This is a genomic window from Epilithonimonas xixisoli (assembly GCF_004365655.1).
Taxonomy (GTDB): Bacteria; Bacteroidota; Bacteroidia; order Flavobacteriales; family Weeksellaceae; genus Epilithonimonas; species Epilithonimonas xixisoli.
Genome location: NZ_SOEO01000002.1, coordinates 69,266 through 90,603, shown reverse-complemented (window position 1 = coordinate 90,603; position 21,338 = coordinate 69,266). Strand labels below are relative to the sequence as shown.

General features: G+C 36.8%; 24 protein-coding genes. 15 read left to right on the top strand and 9 right to left on the bottom strand.

The features are described 5' to 3' along the window. The first annotated feature begins 16 nt into the window (after positions 1-16). From B0I22_RS07600 to B0I22_RS07590, 3 genes are all read left to right on the top strand, one after another. Entirely contained in the window at positions 17-487 is a 471-nt protein-coding gene (locus B0I22_RS07600) for an Lrp/AsnC ligand binding domain-containing protein (protein WP_063970831.1), read from the top strand. Positions 488-651: 164 nt separating this feature from the next. Next, complete coding sequence (gene deoC / locus B0I22_RS07595; RefSeq protein WP_133944075.1) at positions 652-1,650, top strand: deoxyribose-phosphate aldolase; 999 nt, start codon at positions 652-654, stop codon at positions 1,648-1,650. Between the two features lie 92 nt (positions 1,651-1,742). Beyond that, positions 1,743-4,151 (top strand): aldehyde dehydrogenase family protein, encoded by a 2,409-nt coding sequence (locus tag B0I22_RS07590; protein WP_133944074.1) that lies wholly within the window; start codon positions 1,743-1,745, stop codon positions 4,149-4,151. 60 nt (positions 4,152-4,211) lie between these two features. Here the strand turns inward: B0I22_RS07590 and B0I22_RS07585 are convergent, their stop codons facing one another. Together B0I22_RS07585 and B0I22_RS07580 are read right to left on the bottom strand one after the other, a co-directional pair. Then, on the bottom strand, positions 4,212-5,126 hold the full coding sequence (locus tag B0I22_RS07585) for a hypothetical protein (RefSeq protein ID WP_133944073.1): 915 nt from the start codon (positions 5,124-5,126) through the stop codon (positions 4,212-4,214). 97 nt (positions 5,127-5,223) lie between these two features. Continuing rightward, positions 5,224-6,693 carry an alpha-amylase gene (locus tag B0I22_RS07580; protein WP_133944072.1) on the bottom strand — a complete coding sequence of 490 codons (1,470 nt, stop codon included), beginning with the start codon at positions 6,691-6,693 and terminating at the stop codon, positions 5,224-5,226. 68 nt (positions 6,694-6,761) lie between these two features. Between B0I22_RS07580 and B0I22_RS07575 the strand changes: the two genes are divergently transcribed. Then, the gene (locus tag B0I22_RS07575; protein ID WP_133944071.1) at positions 6,762-6,998 is read left to right on the top strand and encodes a hypothetical protein; all 237 of its coding nucleotides are present in this window, start codon (positions 6,762-6,764) and stop codon (positions 6,996-6,998) included. A gap of 90 nt (positions 6,999-7,088) precedes the next feature. On the opposite strand, the gene dinB is transcribed toward B0I22_RS07575, so the two are convergent. From dinB to lpxK, 4 genes are all read right to left on the bottom strand, one after another. After that, positions 7,089-8,174 carry a DNA polymerase IV gene (gene dinB / locus B0I22_RS07570; RefSeq protein WP_133944070.1) on the bottom strand — a complete coding sequence of 362 codons (1,086 nt, stop codon included), beginning with the start codon at positions 8,172-8,174 and terminating at the stop codon, positions 7,089-7,091. 182 nt (positions 8,175-8,356) lie between these two features. Beyond that, positions 8,357-8,872 (bottom strand): TlpA family protein disulfide reductase, encoded by a 516-nt coding sequence (locus B0I22_RS07565; protein WP_133944069.1) that lies wholly within the window; start codon positions 8,870-8,872, stop codon positions 8,357-8,359. A 99-nt stretch (positions 8,873-8,971) separates the two neighbouring features. Beyond that, entirely contained in the window at positions 8,972-9,784 is an 813-nt protein-coding gene (locus B0I22_RS07560; protein WP_133944068.1) for a purine-nucleoside phosphorylase, read from the bottom strand. Beyond that, positions 9,768-10,793, bottom strand: coding sequence for a tetraacyldisaccharide 4'-kinase (lpxK, locus tag B0I22_RS07555; RefSeq protein WP_133945130.1), 1,026 nt, complete (start codon positions 10,791-10,793; stop codon positions 9,768-9,770). The genes B0I22_RS07560 and lpxK overlap by 17 nt, the downstream gene beginning before the upstream one ends. Positions 10,794-10,917: 124 nt before the next feature. Here lpxK and B0I22_RS07550 point away from each other — a divergent pair, with 124 nt between their 5' ends. From B0I22_RS07550 to nadA, 4 genes are all read left to right on the top strand, one after another. Beyond that, positions 10,918-11,775, top strand: coding sequence for a YicC/YloC family endoribonuclease (locus B0I22_RS07550; RefSeq protein ID WP_133944067.1), 858 nt, complete (start codon positions 10,918-10,920; stop codon positions 11,773-11,775). A gap of 182 nt (positions 11,776-11,957) precedes the next feature. Further along, positions 11,958-12,551 carry a hypothetical protein gene (locus B0I22_RS07545; protein ID WP_133944066.1) on the top strand — a complete coding sequence of 198 codons (594 nt, stop codon included), beginning with the start codon at positions 11,958-11,960 and terminating at the stop codon, positions 12,549-12,551. A 10-nt stretch (positions 12,552-12,561) separates the two neighbouring features. After that, positions 12,562-13,128: a guanylate kinase gene (gene gmk / locus B0I22_RS07540; protein WP_133944065.1), complete on the top strand. Its 567-nt coding sequence runs from the start codon at positions 12,562-12,564 to the stop codon at positions 13,126-13,128. Positions 13,129-13,143: 15 nt separating this feature from the next. Continuing rightward, positions 13,144-14,160 carry a quinolinate synthase NadA gene (gene nadA, locus B0I22_RS07535; RefSeq protein WP_185145340.1) on the top strand — a complete coding sequence of 339 codons (1,017 nt, stop codon included), beginning with the start codon at positions 13,144-13,146 and terminating at the stop codon, positions 14,158-14,160. 4 nt (positions 14,161-14,164) lie between these two features. On the opposite strand, the gene B0I22_RS16125 is transcribed toward nadA, so the two are convergent. After that, a complete protein-coding gene (locus B0I22_RS16125; protein ID WP_166668199.1) occupies positions 14,165-14,353 on the bottom strand; it encodes a hypothetical protein in 189 nt (62 codons plus the stop codon). A 197-nt stretch (positions 14,354-14,550) separates the two neighbouring features. On the opposite strand from B0I22_RS16125, the gene folB reads away from it, so the two are divergent. Then, entirely contained in the window at positions 14,551-14,925 is a 375-nt protein-coding gene (gene folB, locus B0I22_RS07525) for a dihydroneopterin aldolase (protein WP_133944062.1), read from the top strand. 163 nt (positions 14,926-15,088) lie between these two features. Beyond that, positions 15,089-15,820: an SIMPL domain-containing protein gene (locus B0I22_RS07520; RefSeq protein ID WP_133944061.1), complete on the top strand. Its 732-nt coding sequence runs from the start codon at positions 15,089-15,091 to the stop codon at positions 15,818-15,820. A gap of 25 nt (positions 15,821-15,845) precedes the next feature. On the opposite strand, the gene dtd is transcribed toward B0I22_RS07520, so the two are convergent. Then, positions 15,846-16,295, bottom strand: a complete 450-nt coding sequence (gene dtd, locus B0I22_RS07515; protein ID WP_133944060.1) for a D-aminoacyl-tRNA deacylase — start codon at positions 16,293-16,295, stop codon at positions 15,846-15,848. Positions 16,296-16,297: 2 nt separating this feature from the next. After that, positions 16,298-16,756 carry a Rieske (2Fe-2S) protein gene (locus B0I22_RS07510; RefSeq protein WP_133944059.1) on the bottom strand — a complete coding sequence of 153 codons (459 nt, stop codon included), beginning with the start codon at positions 16,754-16,756 and terminating at the stop codon, positions 16,298-16,300. Between the two features lie 98 nt (positions 16,757-16,854). Here B0I22_RS07510 and greA point away from each other — a divergent pair, with 98 nt between their 5' ends. From greA to B0I22_RS07485, 5 genes are all read left to right on the top strand, one after another. Then, positions 16,855-17,322, top strand: coding sequence for a transcription elongation factor GreA (greA, locus tag B0I22_RS07505; protein WP_133944058.1), 468 nt, complete (start codon positions 16,855-16,857; stop codon positions 17,320-17,322). A 57-nt stretch (positions 17,323-17,379) separates the two neighbouring features. Then, positions 17,380-17,769 carry an HIT family protein gene (locus B0I22_RS07500; RefSeq protein WP_133944057.1) on the top strand — a complete coding sequence of 130 codons (390 nt, stop codon included), beginning with the start codon at positions 17,380-17,382 and terminating at the stop codon, positions 17,767-17,769. A gap of 48 nt (positions 17,770-17,817) precedes the next feature. Further along, on the top strand, positions 17,818-19,002 hold the full coding sequence (gene clpX, locus B0I22_RS07495; protein ID WP_133944056.1) for an ATP-dependent Clp protease ATP-binding subunit ClpX: 1,185 nt from the start codon (positions 17,818-17,820) through the stop codon (positions 19,000-19,002). A gap of 71 nt (positions 19,003-19,073) precedes the next feature. Next, a complete protein-coding gene (locus B0I22_RS07490) occupies positions 19,074-21,041 on the top strand; it encodes a T9SS type A sorting domain-containing protein (protein ID WP_133944055.1) in 1,968 nt (655 codons plus the stop codon). A gap of 52 nt (positions 21,042-21,093) precedes the next feature. After that, positions 21,094-21,282 (top strand): hypothetical protein, encoded by a 189-nt coding sequence (locus tag B0I22_RS07485; protein ID WP_133944054.1) that lies wholly within the window; start codon positions 21,094-21,096, stop codon positions 21,280-21,282. Positions 21,283-21,338: the final 56 nt, after the last annotated feature.

The following is a 21,338-nucleotide window of genomic DNA, read 5'->3' as shown; positions in this document are numbered from 1 at the left end:
AAATCTATTATAAATTATGAAAAGTGCATCTGAATCCGGTTATCATTTAGACGGAGTTGATAAAGAAATTGTCTATATGTTGATGGATAATGCGAAAACTTCTCTTGCCCATATTTCTAAGCATGTAGGGATTTCTACCACCGCAGTTCACCAGAGAATCAAAAAGCTGGAGCAAGCGGGCGTTATTGAGAATTCAATTTCATTTCTTAATCCAAGAAAAATTGGGTACAAAGTCGTTTCATACATTGGCGTCTATCTAGATCAGCCTAGCCATTATCAAGATGCAATTAAGAACTTAAATCTTGTAAATGAAGTAGTAGAGGCACATTACACCACAGGAAATTACACCATTTTCTTAAAGGTTCTTTGCAAGGATAATGACCACCTGATGGAAATCCTGAACAAAATCCAAAAACTGAAAGGTGTTACGAGAACAGAAACAATTCTCTCCCTAGAACAAAGCATCAGCAGACAACTGAAAGTGTAACTCAGAAAATTTTAAATAATACAATAACACATTCCTCACCGGATGTGTTTTTTTTATGAATGTTTTAAAAATATTTTTAATAGATGTAAAACGTTTGGAGATAATTATTAAATTTACAATCCTCTCAACTCAAATATTGAGATTAAACTAAAACTAAGACTTCTATGGCAAAAGTTCTGGAAAAAAACGGAGCCCAAAACGCTTCTTCCCACGCTTTGGAAAGAAACGAAGGCATTCCTTACAACGAAAAATATTTTGATGAAATCAACATCAACAGAAGTGCAATCGAACGCCGAGTGAATACTTTGGGCGGAAGAAGAAGCGTGAAAAAAGAATTTCAGGCGGCTTGGTTGCTGAAGGCTATTACAATGATTGACCTTACGACTCTAGCCGGAGATGATACACGCGGAAACGTGCTTCGCCTTTGCGAAAAAGCAAGAAATCCCGTACGTCAAGATATTCTGGAAAAGCTAGGAATGGCAAACAGCAATCTTACAACAGGCGCAGTTTGCGTTTATCACAATTTGATTCCTTATGCAAAAGAGGCTCTGGAAGGAAGTAATCTTCCAATTGCGGCAGTTTCCACAGGTTTTCCGGCTGGGAAAAACTCTTTGGAGGAAAAAATTGCAGAAATCAAAAAATCCGTTGCGGCAGGTGCAACAGAAATTGACATTGTGATTTCTAGAGATTTGGTTTTGGAAAGCAAATGGAAAGAATTGTACGATGAGGTTAAGCTTTGCAGGCAAGCCTGTGGAGATGCTCATATGAAAACCATTTTGGCAACCGGAGAAATCCCGACTTACACCAAAGTTGCGAAGGCAAGTTGGGTGGCAATGATGGCGGGCTCAGATTTCATCAAGACATCCACAGGAAAAGAATCTGTGAATGCAACATTGGCTGTTAGTTTGGTAATGATTCGTTGCATTAGAGATTATTATCAGCTGACAGGTGTTAAAGTAGGTTACAAACCAGCCGGCGGAATTCAAAAAGCGAAACAGTCTTTGGATTATTTGGTTTTAATCAAAGAGGAATTAGGCGACGAATGGTTAAATCCGGAGTTGTTTCGTTTTGGCGCAAGTTCATTGCTTGGCGACATCGAGAGACAGTTGGAGCATTACGTTACCGGAAGTTATTCCGCAGGATATCGTCATCCGATGGCATAAAAATTTGAAAATTCAGATTTGATATTTGAAATATTTTTTCAATTTCAATTTTGAATCTCGAATTTCAAACCTCAAATTTCAAATTAAAAAAAATGGAAATAAAAGAAATATTCGATACAATGGTTTACGGTCCCGCTCCGGAAAGCGCAGCTCCGGCTGTAGATTATCTGGAATCTCACAATAGAACTTTCGACTTGTTCATCAATGGAGAATGGACAAAACCCAATTCCAAAAAATATATGGAGTCTCACAATCCTGCCAACAAAGAACTTCTAGCAAAATTTGCAGAAGCCGATGAAAAGGATGTGGACAAAGCTGTTAAATCAGCAAAAGAAGCTTTGCCAAAATGGGTTGCTCTCGGTGGATTTGAGCGTGCAAAATATCTGTACGCCCTTGCAAGACAAATCCAAAAACATTCCAGATTGTTCGCAGTCTTGGAAACTTTGGACAACGGAAAACCTATTCGCGAAACAAGAGATATTGATATTCCAATCGTTGTGCGACATTTTTATCATCACGCAGGCTGGGCAAAACTGATGGAAACCGAACTCAGAGATTACAAAGAAGTCGGAGTCATCGGGCAAATCATTCCTTGGAATTTTCCATTGATGATGCTCGCTTGGAAAGTTGCTCCAGCTTTGGCAATGGGAAACACAGTCGTTTTAAAACCAGCTGAATATACCTCATTGACAGCATTGTTGTTTGCGGAGATTTGTGAAAAAGTAGGACTTCCAAAAGGTGTTCTCAATATCGTTACAGGAAAAGGAACCGTTGCAGGAACTGCTTTGGTCAATCATAAAGATGTGAACAAAGTGGCTTTCACAGGTTCTACGAATGTGGGTAAAATCATCAGAAGAGAAATAGCAGGAAGTGGAAAAAAAATCTCTTTGGAATTAGGTGGAAAATCGCCATTCATCGTTTTCGAAGATGCAGATATAGATTCTGCGATCGAAGGGATTGTGGATGCAATTTGGTTCAATCAAGGGCAGGTTTGCTGTGCAGGTTCCAGATTGTTGGTTCAGGAAAGTATTGCAGAAAAATTCTATGCAAAACTGAAAGACAGAATGGGAAAACTCCGCGTAGGGAATCCGATGGACAAAGTCATTGATATGGGTGCCATTGTGGACGAATCACAATATAAAACTATTGATAAATTAGTAAAACTAGGAATCAGCGAAGGCTGTGAAATCTATCAGGCAAAAAATGCAGTTCCTAAAAACGGATTCTATTATCCACCAACTTTATTTACCGATGTTTCAACTTCCGCAACGATTGCCCAGGAAGAAATTTTCGGGCCAGTCTTGGTAGCGATGACTTTCCGTTCTCACAACGAAGCGATTGCTTTGGCAAACAACTCGAGATATGGATTGGCGGCGAGCATCTGGACAGAAAATATCAATCTTGCATTGGACGTTGCTCCAAAAGTAAAAGCAGGAGCCGTTTGGATCAATTGTACCAATCAGTTTGATGCATCAGCAGGATTTGGTGGTTACAGAGAATCGGGATTTGGAAGAGAAGGCGGAAAAGAAGGTTTGTACGAATATACAAAACCAAAAATCGAAGACGAGTTTTCATCAAAACCAATTATCCCAAAAACTGAAAAGCCAAGTCTTCGACAAGCTCAGACTGACAAAAAATCAAAATCAATTCTTGAAGATATAGACAGAACTTCCAAATTGTACATCGGTGGAAAACAAGCCCGTCCTGATGGCGGTTATAGTTTAAATGTTCTGAATGCTTTCGGGGAATACATCGGCGAAGTTTCAGAAGGGAATAGAAAAGATGTCCGTAATGCAGTAGAAGCAGCTCACGCAGAAAAATCTTGGGCTGGAATGACTGGCCACGCAAGAGCTCAGGTTCTTTATTACATCGCAGAAAATCTGGCAATCCGTTCTGAAGAGTTTGCAGAAAGAATTGTGGAAATGACCAATCAGTCTTTGGAATCTGCGCAGGAAGAAGTAGAAAAATCGATTGAGAGAATTTATACTTATGCCGCATTTGCTGATAAATATGATGGACAGGCACATTCTACCGTTCAGAGAATGGTAACCTTGGCAATGCCGGAAGCAGTTGGCGTGATGGGAATTGTTTGTCCCGATGAGAATCCTTTGCTTGGATTTATCTCGACAGTGATTCCAGCAATGGCAATGGGAAATAATGTGGTGGTAATTCCTTCAGAAAAGCATCCTTTCTCGGCGACAGATTTTTATCAAATCCTTGAGACATCCGACGTTCCTGCTGGAACGGTGAATATCGTAACAGGACATAAAGATGAGCTGGCAAAAGAAATAGCAAAACATTATAATATAGATGGAATCTGGTATTTCGGTACAAAAGAAGGTTGTAAAGATATTGAGTTTTTAGCCTCAGACAGTATGAAACGCACTTGGCTGAATTTCGGTAAATACAGAAACTGGCTGGACAATGCACAAGGCGAAGGCGAAGAATTCTTGCGCCACGCGACAGAAATCAAAAACATCTGGATTCCTTACGGAGCTTAGAATTAAGTAAAAAAACCTCTCAAATTTTTGAGAGGTTTTTTTTTAATATAGAAATTATTATTACTTTTTTGTTAGTAATTCAGTGAGGTCATTCTCTAATATTTTCTCGCCAAAAGATTGTAAATCCTCTTTTGAAAAAGGCATTTCCCTAAATGTTCCGAATCTTTGAATTTGATTTCTTATTTGTGGAGATGAATTCTCGTATATAAACTTCTTTTTATAATTAGAATATCCAATAGAATTTGAGAAGCTAATAAAATAAATTATTTCAATTTTTTCTGGTTTGTGAACTTCCAAAATTTTTCTAAATTTTTCATAATCATATGCATAGGAAAAAATATTATCTATTGATATGTCTTTTTTCTCGTTAATGTTCCAAATGTCTTTATTTTGCAATATTTCGTAAGGAGAATAATAAAAGAACTGCTTATTAGGAAATTTGTATGTTATTAGGGTTGTTATTGTTGCTTTTTCAAGGTTCTGATTCGTATTATTTTCAAGAGATAAAGAACCTTCTATGCCTGTTTTGTCAATTTTGAATAAAGAATTTCTTGTATTATCAATTTCTTTTTTATTTTCTTCTTCAATTTGTTGTTGAAGTTCTTTATCTGCATCATATAATTTACCAAGGTTTTGCATTATCTTGATATTTTCTGGAGAATAAATTTTTTTATCTAACTGAATACTTTTTTCAGATTTGATTACTCCACTCTTACTTTCTTGAATTATTTTTTCTTTTTTTTGTCTTGGATTATTGTTAGAATAATTTATTTCTTCAAGACTATTATTTTGCACTTTTTTTACATTTCTCTTTTGGATAAGTGGCAAATAGTAATCATTAAGATATGTCTTAGTTTGCTCTGCTTTATTTATCTCAGTATTATCTAATTTTTTTATTTTACCGTCAATTAATGTAATATCTTTTTTACAAGATATTAATATCAAGGAGATTAATAATATTTGTAGAAGTTTCATCAGAATAGTTTTAAATTGGTTTGGAATTTCAAATATAATTTTATTATTCTGACTTTCCTTCTAATTTTTATCCATTATTTCAAAAGTTAATGATAATTTATTCCGCCACCCAAACACTCACATTTCCCGCAGGACAAGGAAAAACTGCCCAGCCATTTTCATCAATCGTAATTTTATCCTGAATATGTCCTGTGAAATCATAAAACGTTTTCCCTGCGTATCGTTTTCCAATTTCCATCGATTTTTGATTCACATCTTTGTTGCTTAGAACAACCGCACAACCGTAATGTTCATCATCACCTTCCCGCGTCCAGCCAATGCAATGCGCATCATCAAAATAATCTCTTTGCTCGCCATAAGCAAAATCTTTTCTGGCTTTCAAAAGTTCTTCTATTGCATCCACTTTGTCAAGGAAAATCTCGTGCTCGTTTCCATCTTCGCCGTGATCTTTGTAACTCGCGCCGTATAAATCTGGATAGAAAACACAAGGATAACCATCTTGTCTCAATAAAATCAAAGCATAGGCAATCGGTTTGAACCAAGTCTCCACTGGCGCTTGCAAAGCCTGAAGCGGTTGCGTGTCGTGATTATCGACTACGGTTACGGCTTTTGTAGGATGAGAACCAACCAAAGTTTCATTGAAAATCTCCCTCAAATCATAATCAGGATTGTTGGAGGCTTGGTGTAAGCGATGTTGCAAAGACGAATCAAACAAACTCATACATCCATCTGTAGAATCTATATACGCTTCCAAAAGTGGCAAATCGCCAGGCGCCCAATACTCGCCAACAGCAAAAATATCAACGCCCGTGTTGGAACGCAAAAGGGCAAGCCACTCTTTATAAAAATCCGGCGAAATATGCTTCACGGCGTCCAGTCGAACACCTTCAAAACCGATTTGCTCTTGGTACCATTTTCCCCAATAATTCAGCTCTTCACGAACGAATGGATTTCGATGTTCGATGTCATTATACATCAGGAAATCATAGTTCCCTTTTTCATCATCAATGATATTGTCCCAATGGTCGCCATAATCATTGATGATTCGGAAAATCGCCGTCTCTTGTCCTTCGGCATAATCTACGCCAGTAAAACAGGTGAAATTCCACTCGAAGTCAGAATATTTCTTTTGTCTTCCGTCGAAAGTAAATTTAGTGTACGACTCAATTTCCATCACATCAGAAATCGCCACAGTTCGGTCATCTTCGTCCACTTTTATAGCATTGAATTTCTCCAGCTCATCGCCTCCAGCCTTATGATTAAGCACAATATCCGCAATCACTTGAATTTTATTTTCTTTCAGCGCTTTCACGGCTTCCAGATATTGCTCCTTCGTTCCATATTTTGTCGGAATGCCACCTTTTTGGTCAAATTCTCCCAAATCGAAAAGGTCGTAAGGGTCATAACCAACAGAGAAACCTGCGTTTGTACTTTTATAAGCCGGCGGAAGCCAAGCCGAAGTAATCCCAAGGTCCGACAAATATGTTGCCTGGTCTTTTGTGTGTTTCCAAAGGAATGAGTCGCCATCGGTGTACCAATGGAAAAACTGTATCATCGTTCCGTTCATAAGAATGTAGATTTTTTCAGATTGTTTGATTTGATATTCCGTTCTATGAAAATATCAAGCCAAGGAAAATGGGGAAGAAACAACAGAAAAGTAAAAAGAATCAGGAAAGAAAGCTTGCAGTCATCAAAACAAATTATTTGGACGCCTATTTCCGTCTTCCGCTCCCAATCTTTTTGCCATCGCTAATTCCAGCCACAAAAAAGGATTTCCGCTCAAGCCGGGGCGCGCATCACAAGATTGAAGATTTGCAATTCAGTACAACGTTTGTCAATCAATCGACTATTGACAGAATCTTCAAGAAATAGAAAATCTCAGCTGAGCAAAGCGCCTTTGCGAACCTTAAAATATTTTCAAGTCATTCAAAAAAAACTTCGCTGACTTTGCGTTTTAAAATATCAATCATCAAACTCAGCAAAAGGAATCTTCAACTGAACAGAAACCTGCTTTTTCTCGTCTGTATTAAGATTGGACAAAGAAAGTCCAAGAAGTCGAATCGCCTTATCAAAAGGTCGCAATTCCCAAAGTTGTTTCGCCGTGTTGTAGAACTTTTCCGCGTTTTCGAAATATAAATCTTGCGTTTTGCTCCTCGTGTAAAGCGTGAAATCTTTGTATTTGATTTTCAAAGTCAAGGTTTTGCCTTTGATCTCTTTTTTGCCAAGGCGTTCTTCCAGTTCTAGACTTAGAGATTTTAGTTTCTGGTCCACTTCGTCATCTTCATTGATGTCGTCCCAAAAAGTCCTTTCTACCGCTACACTTTTCTGGATTCGGTTGGGTTTTACTTCTCCATTATGGATTCCACGAACCACATTATAATAATATCTTCCCGATTTTCCGAAAAGCTTTTCCAATTCGTCCAGAGATTTTGCCTTCAAATCAGAACCTTTGAAGATGTGGAGCATATGCATTCGGTTAGCCGTGACTTTTCCAACGCCGTAGAATTTCTCGATTGGAAGATTTTCCAAAAACTCATCTATCTTGGTTGGATGAATGGTTTTCTGTCCATTGGGTTTATTGATGTCCGAAGCTACTTTTGCCAAAAACTTATTGACAGAAATTCCTGCTGAAGCTGTGAGTCCGGTTTCTTCAAAGATTCGTTTGCGGATTTCCCTCGCAATGTCATTCGCCGACTCGATGTCTTTTTTATTTTCGGTCACGTCGAGGTAAGCTTCATCTAAAGAAAGTGGTTCGACCAAGTCTGTGTATTCGTGGAAGATGCTTCTGATCTTGCTGGAGATTTCTTTATATCTCGCAAATCTCGGTTTCACAAAAATGAGATGCGGACATCTTTCTCTCGCCGTCTTACTCGGCATCGCAGAACGCACTCCAAATTTCCTTGCTTCGTAGCTTGCAGCAGAAACCACACCACGATGTCCGCCACCAACGGCAATGGCTTTTCCACGCAGACTCGGGTCATCGAGCTGTTCTACGGAGGCGTAAAAAGCGTCCATATCGACATGGATTATTTTGCGTTGAGGTTGCATTCGTTAATTGGGTGTAGAAATCTTGTTATTATAAGAAATCTCGCAGCCCGACTTGAGTGGAAATCCTTTTTTGTGGCTGGAAAAGCCAAGGCAAAAAGATTGGGAACGGAAGGCGGAAAAAGCTGCCATAATTTTAAGACAAATTTAATCAAAAAAAATCCCGAAAATTTTCGGGATGTTGATTATTTTGTAAGCTTGTCTATCGTGGTTTGGATTTCCGGATCTTCCGGAGAAATGGCGTAATATTTTGCAATGTCGGATTTTTGATCTACTACAATGAATCTCGGAATCCAGTTGAGATCTACATAATTATTGAAATCATTTTTCCAACCGGAAGAGAACCAATAGTTTTCTTTTTCAGTCATTTCGAATCTGTCGAGACTTTTCAAAAAACCTTCTTTTGATCTTTCCAAAGAAAGAAAAACGAAATTGACATCGGGATTTTTTTCTTCCAATTCTTTGGCTTTTGGAAAAGCTTTGAGGCAATCTTTGCACCAGCCGGCCCAGAAATCGATGACTAGTATTTTATCTTTATGAAGTTTCAGAATTTCATTGATGGAAATTTCATTGCCATTTTCGTCTTGTAATTTTTGAGCTAATGCTTCTTTGGAAAATTTGGTTTTCAAAACTTTTGGGACTTGCTGAGAAAATCCAAATTGGAAAACCAATAATAATGTGTAAACTAATATCCTCTTCATTATTAAAATTTTGACAAACAAAGCTAAGCAATATTATGTTAAATGAAATAAAAAAGACAGCGAAAAAAGCTGTCTTGATGATTTATATTTTGAATAATGTTAGTAATTCCTTACCAGACCTTTTACAATTTTGATGACATTCGGCATTGCTTTGTTTGCGGCTTCCAAAACTTCGTCGTGCGAAACTGCAAAGGCAATATCTGGCCCACCCAAATCGGTGATAATTGATAAACAGAAACAATCCATTCCTTGATGTTTTGCCACAATCACTTCTGGAACGGTGCTCATTCCGACAGCATCTCCACCGATGGCTTTTATCATTCCGTATTCTGCTGGTGTTTCGAAAGTTGGTCCCGTTAAAGCAACGTAAACGCCTTCTTTTAGGTCGATGTTTTCTTGAGTTGCAATGTCTTTTGCAATCGAGATCATTTTGCGGTTGTAAGGCTCGCTCATATCCACGAAACGTGGTCCGAATTCGTCGAGATTTTTTCCTCTCAGTGGGTGTTCTGGCAACATATTGATGTGATCTGTCAAAACCATAATGTCGGCTACTTTGAAGTTCGGATTCACGCCACCGCAAGCATTAGACAAAATCAAATTCTTAATTCCTAACAAATGAAAAACGCGGAAAGGAAAAGTAACCGTTTCGATGGAATGACCTTCGTAATAATGGAAACGACCGCTCATCATTAATACTTTTTTGCCTTCCAATATTCCGTAGATCAATTTTCCGCCGTGACCAACTACTGTTGTTTGGGGAAAATTTGGAATGTCTTTATAATCTAAAGTATGAATCGCCTCAACTTCGTGTTGAAGTTTTCCTAAGCCAGAACCTAAAACAATCGCAAAATCGGGTGTTTCGCCAATGATGTTTTTGATAAATTCTGCTGTTTCTTTATACTTTTCTAACATAGTTTTGAATGATATTATTAAACTCTTCTCGCTTGTCAATTTCCACATTGATAGGCCAATAGAAAATCTTGTTTCGAAGATAATCAAAAGTTTTTAGGCGGACGTAATCTTTCTCGGTTGTTAGAATGATCTTGTATTCACCAAGTTTTTTGTATTCTGCGGTTATTTTTTTGATGTCGTCATCAGTAAAATTATGATGGTCTTTGAACTGCAGATGTTTAACTTTTTGATTGTATTTGGAAATCTCTTTTAAAAGTTGGGAAGGGTTTGCAATTCCTGTAATTAACAAAACATCATAATAATCCAAATTTTTCACAGGCATCATACTATCAAGCCCAAGGATATTCTCGTCATAAGAAATGGCTGAAAAGAAAACTTTCTGATAATGCTGAGGTCTGATTCTCGAGATGTAGAATTGCTTTTTCTCCTCGGTCAAATCATCTGGACACTTGGTTACCAAGATAATATTGGCGCGTTTCATTCCGTGTCGACTTTCACGCAAATCACCTGCTGGTAAAATGAAATCTTTGAAATAAGGGTCATTATAATCTGTCAAAAGAAGATTCATTCCCGGCTTTATGGCACGGTGCTGATAGCTGTCATCCAGAAGCAAAACTTCCAAATCCATATCTTCTATGATTTTTTTAGCGCCAAAAACACGGTCTTCGCAAACACCGATTACGAAACGGTTTCTGAAACGTTCGAACAACTGCATCGGCTCGTCGCCAACCAACTTATAATTGCTGTCGTAGTTTACAATGCTGTAGCCTTTTGTAATTCTTCCATAACCTCGGGAAAGTACGCCTGTTCGGTAATATTTGGAAAGATATTCTGCCAGATACATTACCATCGGTGATTTTCCACTGCCACCCACGGACAGATTGCCAACACCAATAATTGGTGTTCGGAATTTCGAAGAAGAGAATAGTCCCCAATCATACATCCGGTTTCTAATCGAAGTTCCGAGATGATAACCTAGGGAAAAGGGGTAGAGATACCATCTTTTCATAGGTTGCAAAAATAGGAATTTCAAATTTCAAAATCCAACTATATTGAATATGAAAATTGTTAAAATTGAAGCATTATTTCAAATCAATGAAAACCTTATCTTTGCAATCTTATAAATATTCAATATGATATTATCTATGACAGGTTTTGGGAGAGCCGAAACTGTTTATGAAGGCACAAAAATAACGGTCGACATCAAATCTCTGAACAGCAAAAACTTTGATCTCAACGTCAAAACACCGCTTAGATATAAAGAAAAAGAATTCGAAATCAGGAAACTTTTGAATGACAAAATCCTTCGTGGAAAGGTAGATTGCTACATCAATTGCGAAAGTCTCGAAGACAGCAACGATGTGAAAATCAATCAGGAAGTTGTCAAAAATTACATCGAACAATTAAGAGCTATTGCTTCTGATGCACCAGATTTTGAATATTTGAAAATGGCGGTAAGAATGCCAGATGTTCTATCAACCAAAAACTCGGAACTTGAAGAAAACGAATGGAAAGCGCTTCTGCAAGTTGTGCAAGATTCAGTTTCTAAGTTTATAGAATTCCGCAAAACTGAAGGCAATAATTTGGCTGAGGAAATCGAAAAAATCGTTCAGAATATCGAGAACAATTTGAATAAAGTTGGTCAATACGAGGAGGAAAGAATCCAACCCATCAAAGACCGTTATCAAACTGCACTTAAGAATTTCGAGAACATCGATGAAACAAGATATTATCAGGAAATGGTTTATTTTGTTGAAAAATTGGATATTTCTGAAGAAAAAGTTCGCCTTTCTCAGCATATCAAATATTATCTTGAAGTAATGAGAAACGAGGATTTCAATGGTAAAAAACTAGGCTTCATTGCTCAGGAAATGGGAAGAGAAATCAATACTTTGGGTTCGAAAGCCAATCATTCTGAGATTCAGAAATTGGTGGTGGAAATGAAAGATGACTTGGAAAAAATCAAAGAACAAACTTTGAATGTTCTTTAGAAGAAACAAGATAAAAGTAAAAAGATTCAACTCGGAAGGTTTTTGAATATTAAAGCTTCGAAGAAGTGAAATATTGGTAGAAAAAAATCATCCAGTAAATTAAAAGCTCCGTAGGAGCGAAATGTTTGTAGAAATTCTAATAACAACACGCAACAAAGCTCCGTAGAGCGATACATTTTGATATGCAATTTTCGCTTCGATTTTTATTTCTCTTCTTATTTGCGATTGTAAAATCACAAAATATAGATTCATTAGCAAATGTTCCTTCTGAACTGAAAGAAACTGAAATTAGAATATATAAAGACCGAGGAATTACAAACAGCGGTTTTGTTTTCAGAATTTATAAAGAAGATAAAACTTGGAAAGCAAATTTAACCCAATGGTTTTTGCCTAAAGAAATCAGCAGAGATGAGGTTGAATGGATAAAACCAGAAATCACAATTCTGAAATCTGAAAAATCTTTGGAGGAGGTTTTTGTAAACGTTGAAGCTAGAAATATAAAATTTCTCCCAAAAGAGGAAACTTTTAAATATAAAAAAAGCAATAAGAAAGTTGAATACGATGAAGATGAAAAAGCTTTTTTAATGACAACATTATTGATGACTGTTGTTGACGGAACTGGATATTCAGTAAAATACCAATCTGGAAAACAACAGAACGAATTTAGTTATAACAATCCCGAATCTTATCTGAAAGAATATCCTAATATTGACGAGCTTAATGATTTCGTAGATATTCTGAAATACATTAGAAAAGAATTTAATATTGAATTTTAAAAATCAAATTTTGAAACAAAAAGTCATCATATTCTCCGCACCATCCGGAAGTGGAAAAACAACTTTGGTAAAACACGGTTTGTCGGTTGTGCCAGAACTCTGTTTCTCAATCTCCGCTACTACAAGACAACCACGAGGCGAAGAAAAACATTCTGAAGATTATTACTTTCTAACGCCAGAAGAATTCAGAGCGAAAATTTCGGAAGATGGATTTGTCGAGTTCGAGGAAGTTTACACGGACAAATATTACGGAACGCTGAAATCCGAAGTCGAAAGAATCTGGAATCAAGGCAAAGTCGTGATTTTCGATGTCGATGTCAAAGGTGGAATCCGTTTGAAAGAGATTTTCGGAGACAAAGCGCTATCGATTTTCGTAATGCCACCAAGCATCGCTGAGTTGGAACAGAGATTGATAAAAAGAAATACCGATTGCGCAGAAACCATCAAAACCAGAGTGGAAAAAGCAGGCGAGGAAATGACCTATCAAAAACATTTTGATAAAATTATTATTAACACAGATCTTGACGTGGCAAAAGCAGAAGTCGAGAAAATAATTAATAACTTTATCAACGAATAAAATCTGAAACACATAATGGACAATACATTAAACACCGCAATAAATAATATGCCTGTCAAAGGCTTTCTTGATCTTAAAGAATTCGCGATCCCAACCGGAGACGCTTTGGTGCAAGCCATTCTTGACCTTAAAAAAGAAAAAAATGCCGTGATTCTGGCGCATTATTATCAGCCGGGACCTATTCAGGATATTGCGGATTTTCTTGGAGATTCTTTACAATTGGCGAGACAAGCCAAGGAAACCGATGCCGATATGATCGCATTTTGTGGCGTTCACTTTATGGCAGAAGCAGCGAAAATCCTTAATCCAACCAAAAAAGTTGTTTTGCCAGATACGCTTGCAGGTTGTTCATTGGCAGATGGCTGTTCCGCAGAAGGTCTCAACAAAATGCGTGAGCAACATCCAAACGCCTTGATTGCGACTTACATCAACTGTAACGCAGAAACCAAGGCGGCTTCGGATATCATCGTAACGAGTTCCAACGCAGAACAGATCATCGAGGCTTTGCCAAAAGACCGACCGATCATCTTTGCTCCGGACAAAAATCTGGGACGTTATCTCAGCAAAAAAACCGGTCGAGATATGATTCTTTGGGACGGCAGTTGCATCGTTCACGAGGCATTTTCTATGGAGCGCATCGCTAAACAATTGGCGGATCATCCAGGTTCCAAAATGATTGCACATCCGGAAAGTGAAGAGGCTGTTTTGGAATTGGCACATTTCATTGGCTCAACTTCAGCTTTGTTGAATTACGTTGAAAAAGATGATTGTCAGCAGTTTATTGTGGCGACCGAAGAAGGAATTCTTCACGAAATGAGAAAACGTGCACCTCACAAAGAGTTGATTCCCGCTTTGGTTTTCGACGAAAGTTGCAATTGCTCCGAGTGTTTTTATATGAAACGCAACACGCTGGAAAAACTTTACCTCTGTATGAAGTACGAACTTCCAGAAATCATCATCGAAGAAGAGTTGCGACTGAAAGCACTCAAACCAATCGAAGAAATGCTGGAACTTTCCAAAAGCATCAAATAAAAAATTACAAACCTTGTCTTAACTGATGAGGTTTTTTTATGAAGTGATTTGGGCAATCCCCTCGCCAACGCTTGTCATCCTGAGGCTCTCGAAGGGCCACCGCTCGGGTCGGGCTATCCGTTGCAATCTTTTTTGTGGACGGTGCTTTCCGAAAAGTTTGAACATCATCCAATCCACAAAAAAGGATTTCCACTACTATCCCTATTGCAGCTTCGCAAGAAAGAAAGTTTTTTAAATAGATAGAAGATTTCCTGTAGTCTATTCCTTTGCTAAGTTTGAAGTTTATGCAGAGCTTGTCGAAGTACCTTTGCGAACTTAAAAATGTTTTCATTTTTTGATAAAAGAATCTTTGCGAACTTTGCGTTCAAATTTTTTTTCTATTTTTAAAAAATGAAATCAAAAATAATCCTCGAAGACATAAAAATATACGCTTACCACGGCGTTTTACCAGAAGAAGCCATTATTGGAAATCATTACGTTGTGAATCTGGAAGTCCATTCGGATTTGGAAAAAGCATTGCAATCTGATGACCTTAAAGATACCATCAATTACGCAGAAATCAACGACATAGTCCATCAGGAAATGGGAATTCGTTCCCAGCTTTTGGAACACGTGATTGGAAGAATCATTACGAAAATCGAAAATCAGTTTCCACAGATTACATTCATCAAAATAAAATTAACGAAAACCATTCCGCCAATGCCAGGCGAAATGAAAGGCGTGAGTTTGGAATTTGAGAAGGAGTCTTCGAAAACCACAGACTGACAATGTTGATGGGCTTCGAGAGCATCAGCCTTATAAGTCAAAACACAATTCAACCCCTTCAGAGTTTGAAACTCTGAAGGGGTTTTGTCTGAAAAAATATATGTTAATAAAATCTTAAAATTTGGTATCAAGTTTGATACAAAGAATTCATATACAAAATTTTATGAAGAATTATATTGCAGTGGGAATTGCTGCTTTAGGTTTTATTATTGCCTTTGCTTTACTCGGTAATGCTGTGAAAAATAGAAACAAATCTGAAAACACAGTTTCTGTGACAGGACTTGGTTCCAAAACTTTCACATCAGATTTTATCGCTTGGTCTGGGAGTTTTTCCAAGAATAATTTTGAATTGAAAACTGCCTATGATGATTTGGCTAATGACAGAAAAGTGATTTCCGATTACCTTAAATCCAAAGGTGTGAAAGAAAACGAAATGATTTTTTCCGCTGTTGATATCCAAAAGCAATTCAGAAGTTTTACAGACGCGAGCGGAAATTATCAGCAAGGTGAATTTGCAGGTTACAATTTGACTCAAAGTGTTTCCATCAAATCCAAAGAAGTTTCAAAAATCGAAAATATATCAAGAAACATCACGGAAATCATCAACCGCGGAATTGAATTCACATCTTCTTCTCCGCAATATTTTTACACAAAACTAGCTGAGGTCAAACAACAAATGATTGCCGACGCGACTAAAGATGCGAAAGAACGCGCAGAAAAAATCGCTGAAAATGCAGGAAGCGGTTTGGGAAATCTAAAAAAAGCAACAATGGGCGTGATTCAAATTACAGCGCCGAACTCCAACGAAGATTATTCCTACGGCGGAACTTACAACACGACTTCGAAAGAAAAAGAAGCGAGCATTACGATAAAATTAGAATACGAAGTAGATTAATAAAAGGAGCAAAATAGTTGCTCCTTTATAATTTTGTTTTGGTGTCGAAAACCAAAGTAACTGGTCCGTCATTGATTAATGAAACTTTCATATCTGCCCCGAAAATTCCACTTTCTATTTTGAGTCCCGACTTTTTTAATTCATCTTTAAAATATTCGAAAAGCGGAATGGCTTTTTCTGGTTTTGCCGCTTTGATGTAAGAAGGTCGGTTTCCTTTTTTGTAATCCGATATTAATGTGAACTGGCTGATGCAAAGTATTTTGCCATTGATATCTTTGACGGAAAGATTCATTTTTCCATCATTGTCTGAGAAAACCCGCACATCAATTATTTTTTTAACTAGCCAATCTGCATCTGAAAATTCGTCGGATTCATCTACGCCAATTAGCAACATCAATCCTTTGTCGATCGCGCCTACAATTTGATTGTCAACTTTTACATTGGCTTCGGAAACGCGTTGGAGAACTATTTTCATAATTAATTATAGACAGATATTTGTCCTGTTGATGGGTTGTAATCAAACATATATCGTTTTGGTGAAACACCTTTGGTTTGGTCATTAAGTGGTTGACCAGAAGACATTATCCATTCTGCGCCATCTTTTGGACAAACTATTTTTTGATTGTTAACTTCTAAAGTTGTGTCGGAACCGGGGCAAATATGAGGTGCATTTCTGTCAAAAACGAAGATTTGACCATTCAGATTTTTAACTAAAATCAATCCTCTGGTTCCAGCTTGTTGTTCATCAATATAAGTCCAGCCTTTTTGTTGAAGATCATTTATGTACGGTTGTAAATTTAGATTTGTGTTTACAGAGACAAGCGTGTTTGGAAAACAGTTAACCGTTTCGTTTCGTTCACTACAAGAATTGTTAAATGTTAAGAAACTGAAAGTCAGTATTAAGGTAAAAAGGGATATGTTTTTTTTAATTTTCATTTCAAAATAAATTATATATTTGTAAACTCAATTCGAGGCAAAATAGTATCCGGCAAAGGTCGGATTATTTTTTTATACCAACGACAAATTTTATTGTTATGAACTACGTAACCAAAGAAGGTTTGGACAAAATGAAGTCTGAACTGGAACAACTTGAAACCATCGAAAGACCAAAAGTAACTCAGCAGATTGCTGAAGCTAGAGATAAAGGTGATTTGTCAGAAAACGCAGAGTATGATGCGGCGAAAGAGGCGCAAGGCATGCTGGAAATGAGAATTTCTAAACTGAAAGACATTGTAGCGACTTCAAAAATCATAGATGTGACTCAGCTAGATCTTAGCAAAGTTTCGATTCTTACAACAGTTAGATTAAAAAACAATGCAACAAAAGGAGAACAAAAATTCACTTTGGTTCCTGACAACGAGAGTGATATCAAATCAGGAAAAATCTCTGTAAATACACCTATCGCAAAAGGACTTCTTGGTAAAGTAGTGGGCGAAACGGCTGATATCATCTTGCCAAATGGCAACAAACTTTCTTTTGAAGTTTTGGAGATTTCATTATAAAAATCAAATAAATGTTGGTTTAATAGTTGCTGAAAATTATGATCAATATTAAAAATTATGAGCAGTATTTTTTCTAAAATCATCAGCGGAGAGATCCCAAGCTACAAAATTGCAGAAGACGATAAACACATCGCTTTTTTGGATGCCATGCCTTTGGTAAAAGGACATACATTGGTTGTTCCAAAAAAAGAAACCGATTTGATTTTTGACTTGGAATCAGAAGATTACAAAGAACTTTGGGCTTTCACACAAGACATTGCTAAACAGATCAAAAAAGCAATTCAATGCAAAAGAGTAGGTGTGGCTGTAGTTGGTTTGGAAGTGCCTCATGCTCATATCCACTTGATACCTTTAAACAATGTGGATGAAATGAATTTTAAAAATATCAGGCTGATTTTGTCGCCGGAAGAATATAAAGAAATTCAGGAATCCATCATCAATGCATAAAAGAAGTTTCTGACTTCTTTTTTTTAATTAATAGAATTCTAAATAGTTATGAATCCAAATCAATGTTCGTTTTGTGGAAGAAAAAAGGATGAAGTTCAAATCCTGATTTCTGGGCAAAACGGCTTTATATGCGAAAATTGTATAGAACAAGCTCATTCTATCGTAAAAGACAGCGTGAGCAATACACCAGAATCAGCTATGGCAGAATCTCTGGATGAGCTGAAAAAACCAAGACAAATCAAAGCTTTTTTGGATGAGTATGTCATTGGGCAGGATCAGGCGAAGAAACAATTGTCTATCGCAGTTTACAATCATTATAAAAGATTACTACACGCTAAAACCGAAAACAGAGAAGTAGAGATTGAGAAATCCAACATTATCATGATTGGTGAAACCGGTACAGGGAAAACCTTACTGGCAAAAACCATCGCAAAACAATTGAATGTTCCTTTCTGTATCGTAGATGCAACGATTCTTACGGAAGCTGGTTATGTTGGGGAAGATGTGGAAAGTATTTTGTCCAGGCTTTTGATGGTTGCAGATTATGATGTGGAAAAGGCAGAAAGAGGTATTGTTTTCATAGATGAGATTGATAAAATCGCCAGAAAATCGGACAATCCAAGTATTACCCGTGATGTTTCGGGAGAAGGTGTACAGCAAGGATTGTTGAAACTTTTGGAAGGTAGTATTGTAAATGTACCGCCACAAGGAGGTCGTAAGCATCCGGATCAAAAATATATTCAAGTTAATACACAAAATATCCTTTTCATAGCAGGAGGTGCGTTTGATGGCATGACGGAGATTATTGAAAGAAGACTTAATAAACAAGCTATCGGATTTTCTAAAGATAAATTAGAAAAAACAGATGATGAAGATTACATCTTGAGTCAAATTAATGCAATTGATTTGAAGAGTTTTGGTCTCATCCCAGAACTTTTGGGGAGATTTCCGATTATTACATATTTGGAAAAATTGACCAAAGAAACTCTTGTGAGAATTATGAAGGAACCGAAAAATTCCATCGTCAATCAATTTGTAGAGTTGTTCAAAATGGATAATGTGAGCCTAGAATTTTCTGATAATGCTATATATGAAATCGTGGAAGATACGATGAACAAAGGACTTGGCGCAAGAGGACTGAGAGGGACGACTGAAAAAGTTTTAGAAGATTATATGTTCAATATTGAAAATAATCAAGAAGTGAAGATTGACTCAATATTATTAAATTCTTAATTATTGATATATTATTTTCCGTTATTTAAAAAATTAATATCTTTGCCGGATAAACACACAAAACCAAAAGGATGATTAAGAAAATATTTACTCTTAAATTAATACTGTTCAATATCATTGCAAATTCCCAAACTGTACTTACGTATGTGGGAAATACTGCTACTGTTACAGTACAACCGCAGACTCTAGTTTACAATGGAGGCGGGCTGGAGCTTGCAGGTACCGGACTTATCAATAACTCTGGTAACATTATGATTGTGAAAGATGCGGCCTTTGCTAGTAAAGTAACTGTTGGGACTAATTCTAATTTCAATCTAATTTATAACGGATCTAACAGTTACGGGCAGTTGTATGTCAAAGATATTCCTCAAGGAGATATTACTGGAATCGTGAACAAAGAATACCGTTCTGATTATAACAATGGTATCACGGGAAGACAACAGATTGGATTACCTTTCTTTAATTATAAAATTCAAGATTTGGTGGGCGTTTTTCCAGAGTTGAACGTAACGAACCTTACGAATAATTCTACAGGACGTTTTAGCCTGAATTCCGCTTTTTGGTGGAATCATTGGAAAGCACGTTTCGATCAAATTGCATATGGAGGTTCAGCATATGATGCAGCTGGAAATCCCAGTAGTACATTCATAAGCCCGTTGACCTACTATAGTTTACCAAGAAGAAATCCAAACGAAACTTATTTTTGGATTCCAGATACACAAAAGAAAATTTTCAAAGGAACTCCAGCATCTGATGTTTTAACAAGCAATGTACAGATAACATTATCTGGAGCTTATGCGGGAGGGTTTGGAATAAATGGTAATGGGTCTAATATTTTTGGTGAGAAATATTATAGCTACATTCACGATCCTTTCCTGCCAAAAACACCTAACTGGGATGCTAATTATGGTTTGAATCTTTATCAATTGGCCAATCCTTTTCTTACAAACGTAGATTTGAGATTTATTGCGAGAGATAATGAAGGAACCAATGCAAGTGATGGGAATTTTATTTCAAATCTTGCGGGAGTGGCATATTATACATCTTCTAACGTAGAATGGAATATTACGCAAGGATCTACTTATCCTGGAACATTAGTTGTCCTAAGAACTTCTGATGGATATTTCCAGGCGGGAGATACAAGATCTACTATGATAAAGCCTTTGGGCGCATTTATGGTAAAGTTGAACAACAATACTTCTGCAACACTTAATTTAACTAAGACAAGAAGATTTAAAGAAGCTTCTCGTCAGGATGGAGTTAACTATTCCGTAACTGCTGCTAAAGGAGCTTCTCAGGAGAATGATGGAATTGCAGCCGACAAGATTGTAAAACAAGTTGCTGTTGTAATGTATGACACAGATGGATTGGAGATAGACAGAACTTATTATGCAGTTTCACCATCGGCAATTACTGGTTTTAGTAGACAGGCTACACTTCAAGCTTATACAGACGAGAGAAAAATATTTACGAAAGAAGAAAAGTCTGAAGGCGGATTAGATTATAATTATAATGAAAAATTATACATCAATGAAGCTAATGAAATTGCTTTCAAATCTAAAGAAATTCCGCTTTACATCGATTATAACGAAAAGCCTTACACTGTAAAATTTGAAGTTTACGAAAAAGGTGATAGAGTGCCAGATGGTCTTTCCAATGGTAACAGCTTCTACTTCAAAAATGCACAAGGACAATTTGTAAAGATAGTAGATGGCGAGTCTATTGCAATGAGTGGATCCCAGAATTTAGGATTGTACTATGAGATGCCAGAAGGTGGAACTCTTGGAACGGATAATACTTCTCTATCTCAAACAATCATCGCTAAAAAAGATGCAAAATGGGTCGTTAGATTTGCTAAAGATTGGAAAAACGCAAAAGTAGAAGTTTATTCTGCTGCAGGACAATTATTAAGTACAAAATCACAGATTTCTACTAGCGCTAATTATGTTATTCCAATGGATTATCAAGCGAAAGGGATTTTCTTAGTGAGAGCAACTTCAGAAAATGGGGAAGTGGTTATAAAGAAAATAGTTAACTAAACACACAACCAACAATATGATGAATTTTATATCAAAAAAAACTTATAGCTTTTTGTTAGTTTTAATAAGTTTAGTCAGCTTCGCACAGTCTGTGCCACCTCCGCCGGAGAATCCCGAGTCTGGAGATATTGGAGCCTATCCAGCTTCTCCGATAGATTCTTATACTTTGATTCTATTTTTTGTAGCAGCAGTTATTATCACTTTTGTTACGCTGAAACAGAGACAAAGAATCTTAGAATAGAAAAATTTAGATTTTAATATTAAAACTCACTTTTTTAGTGAGTTTTTTTTATTTTT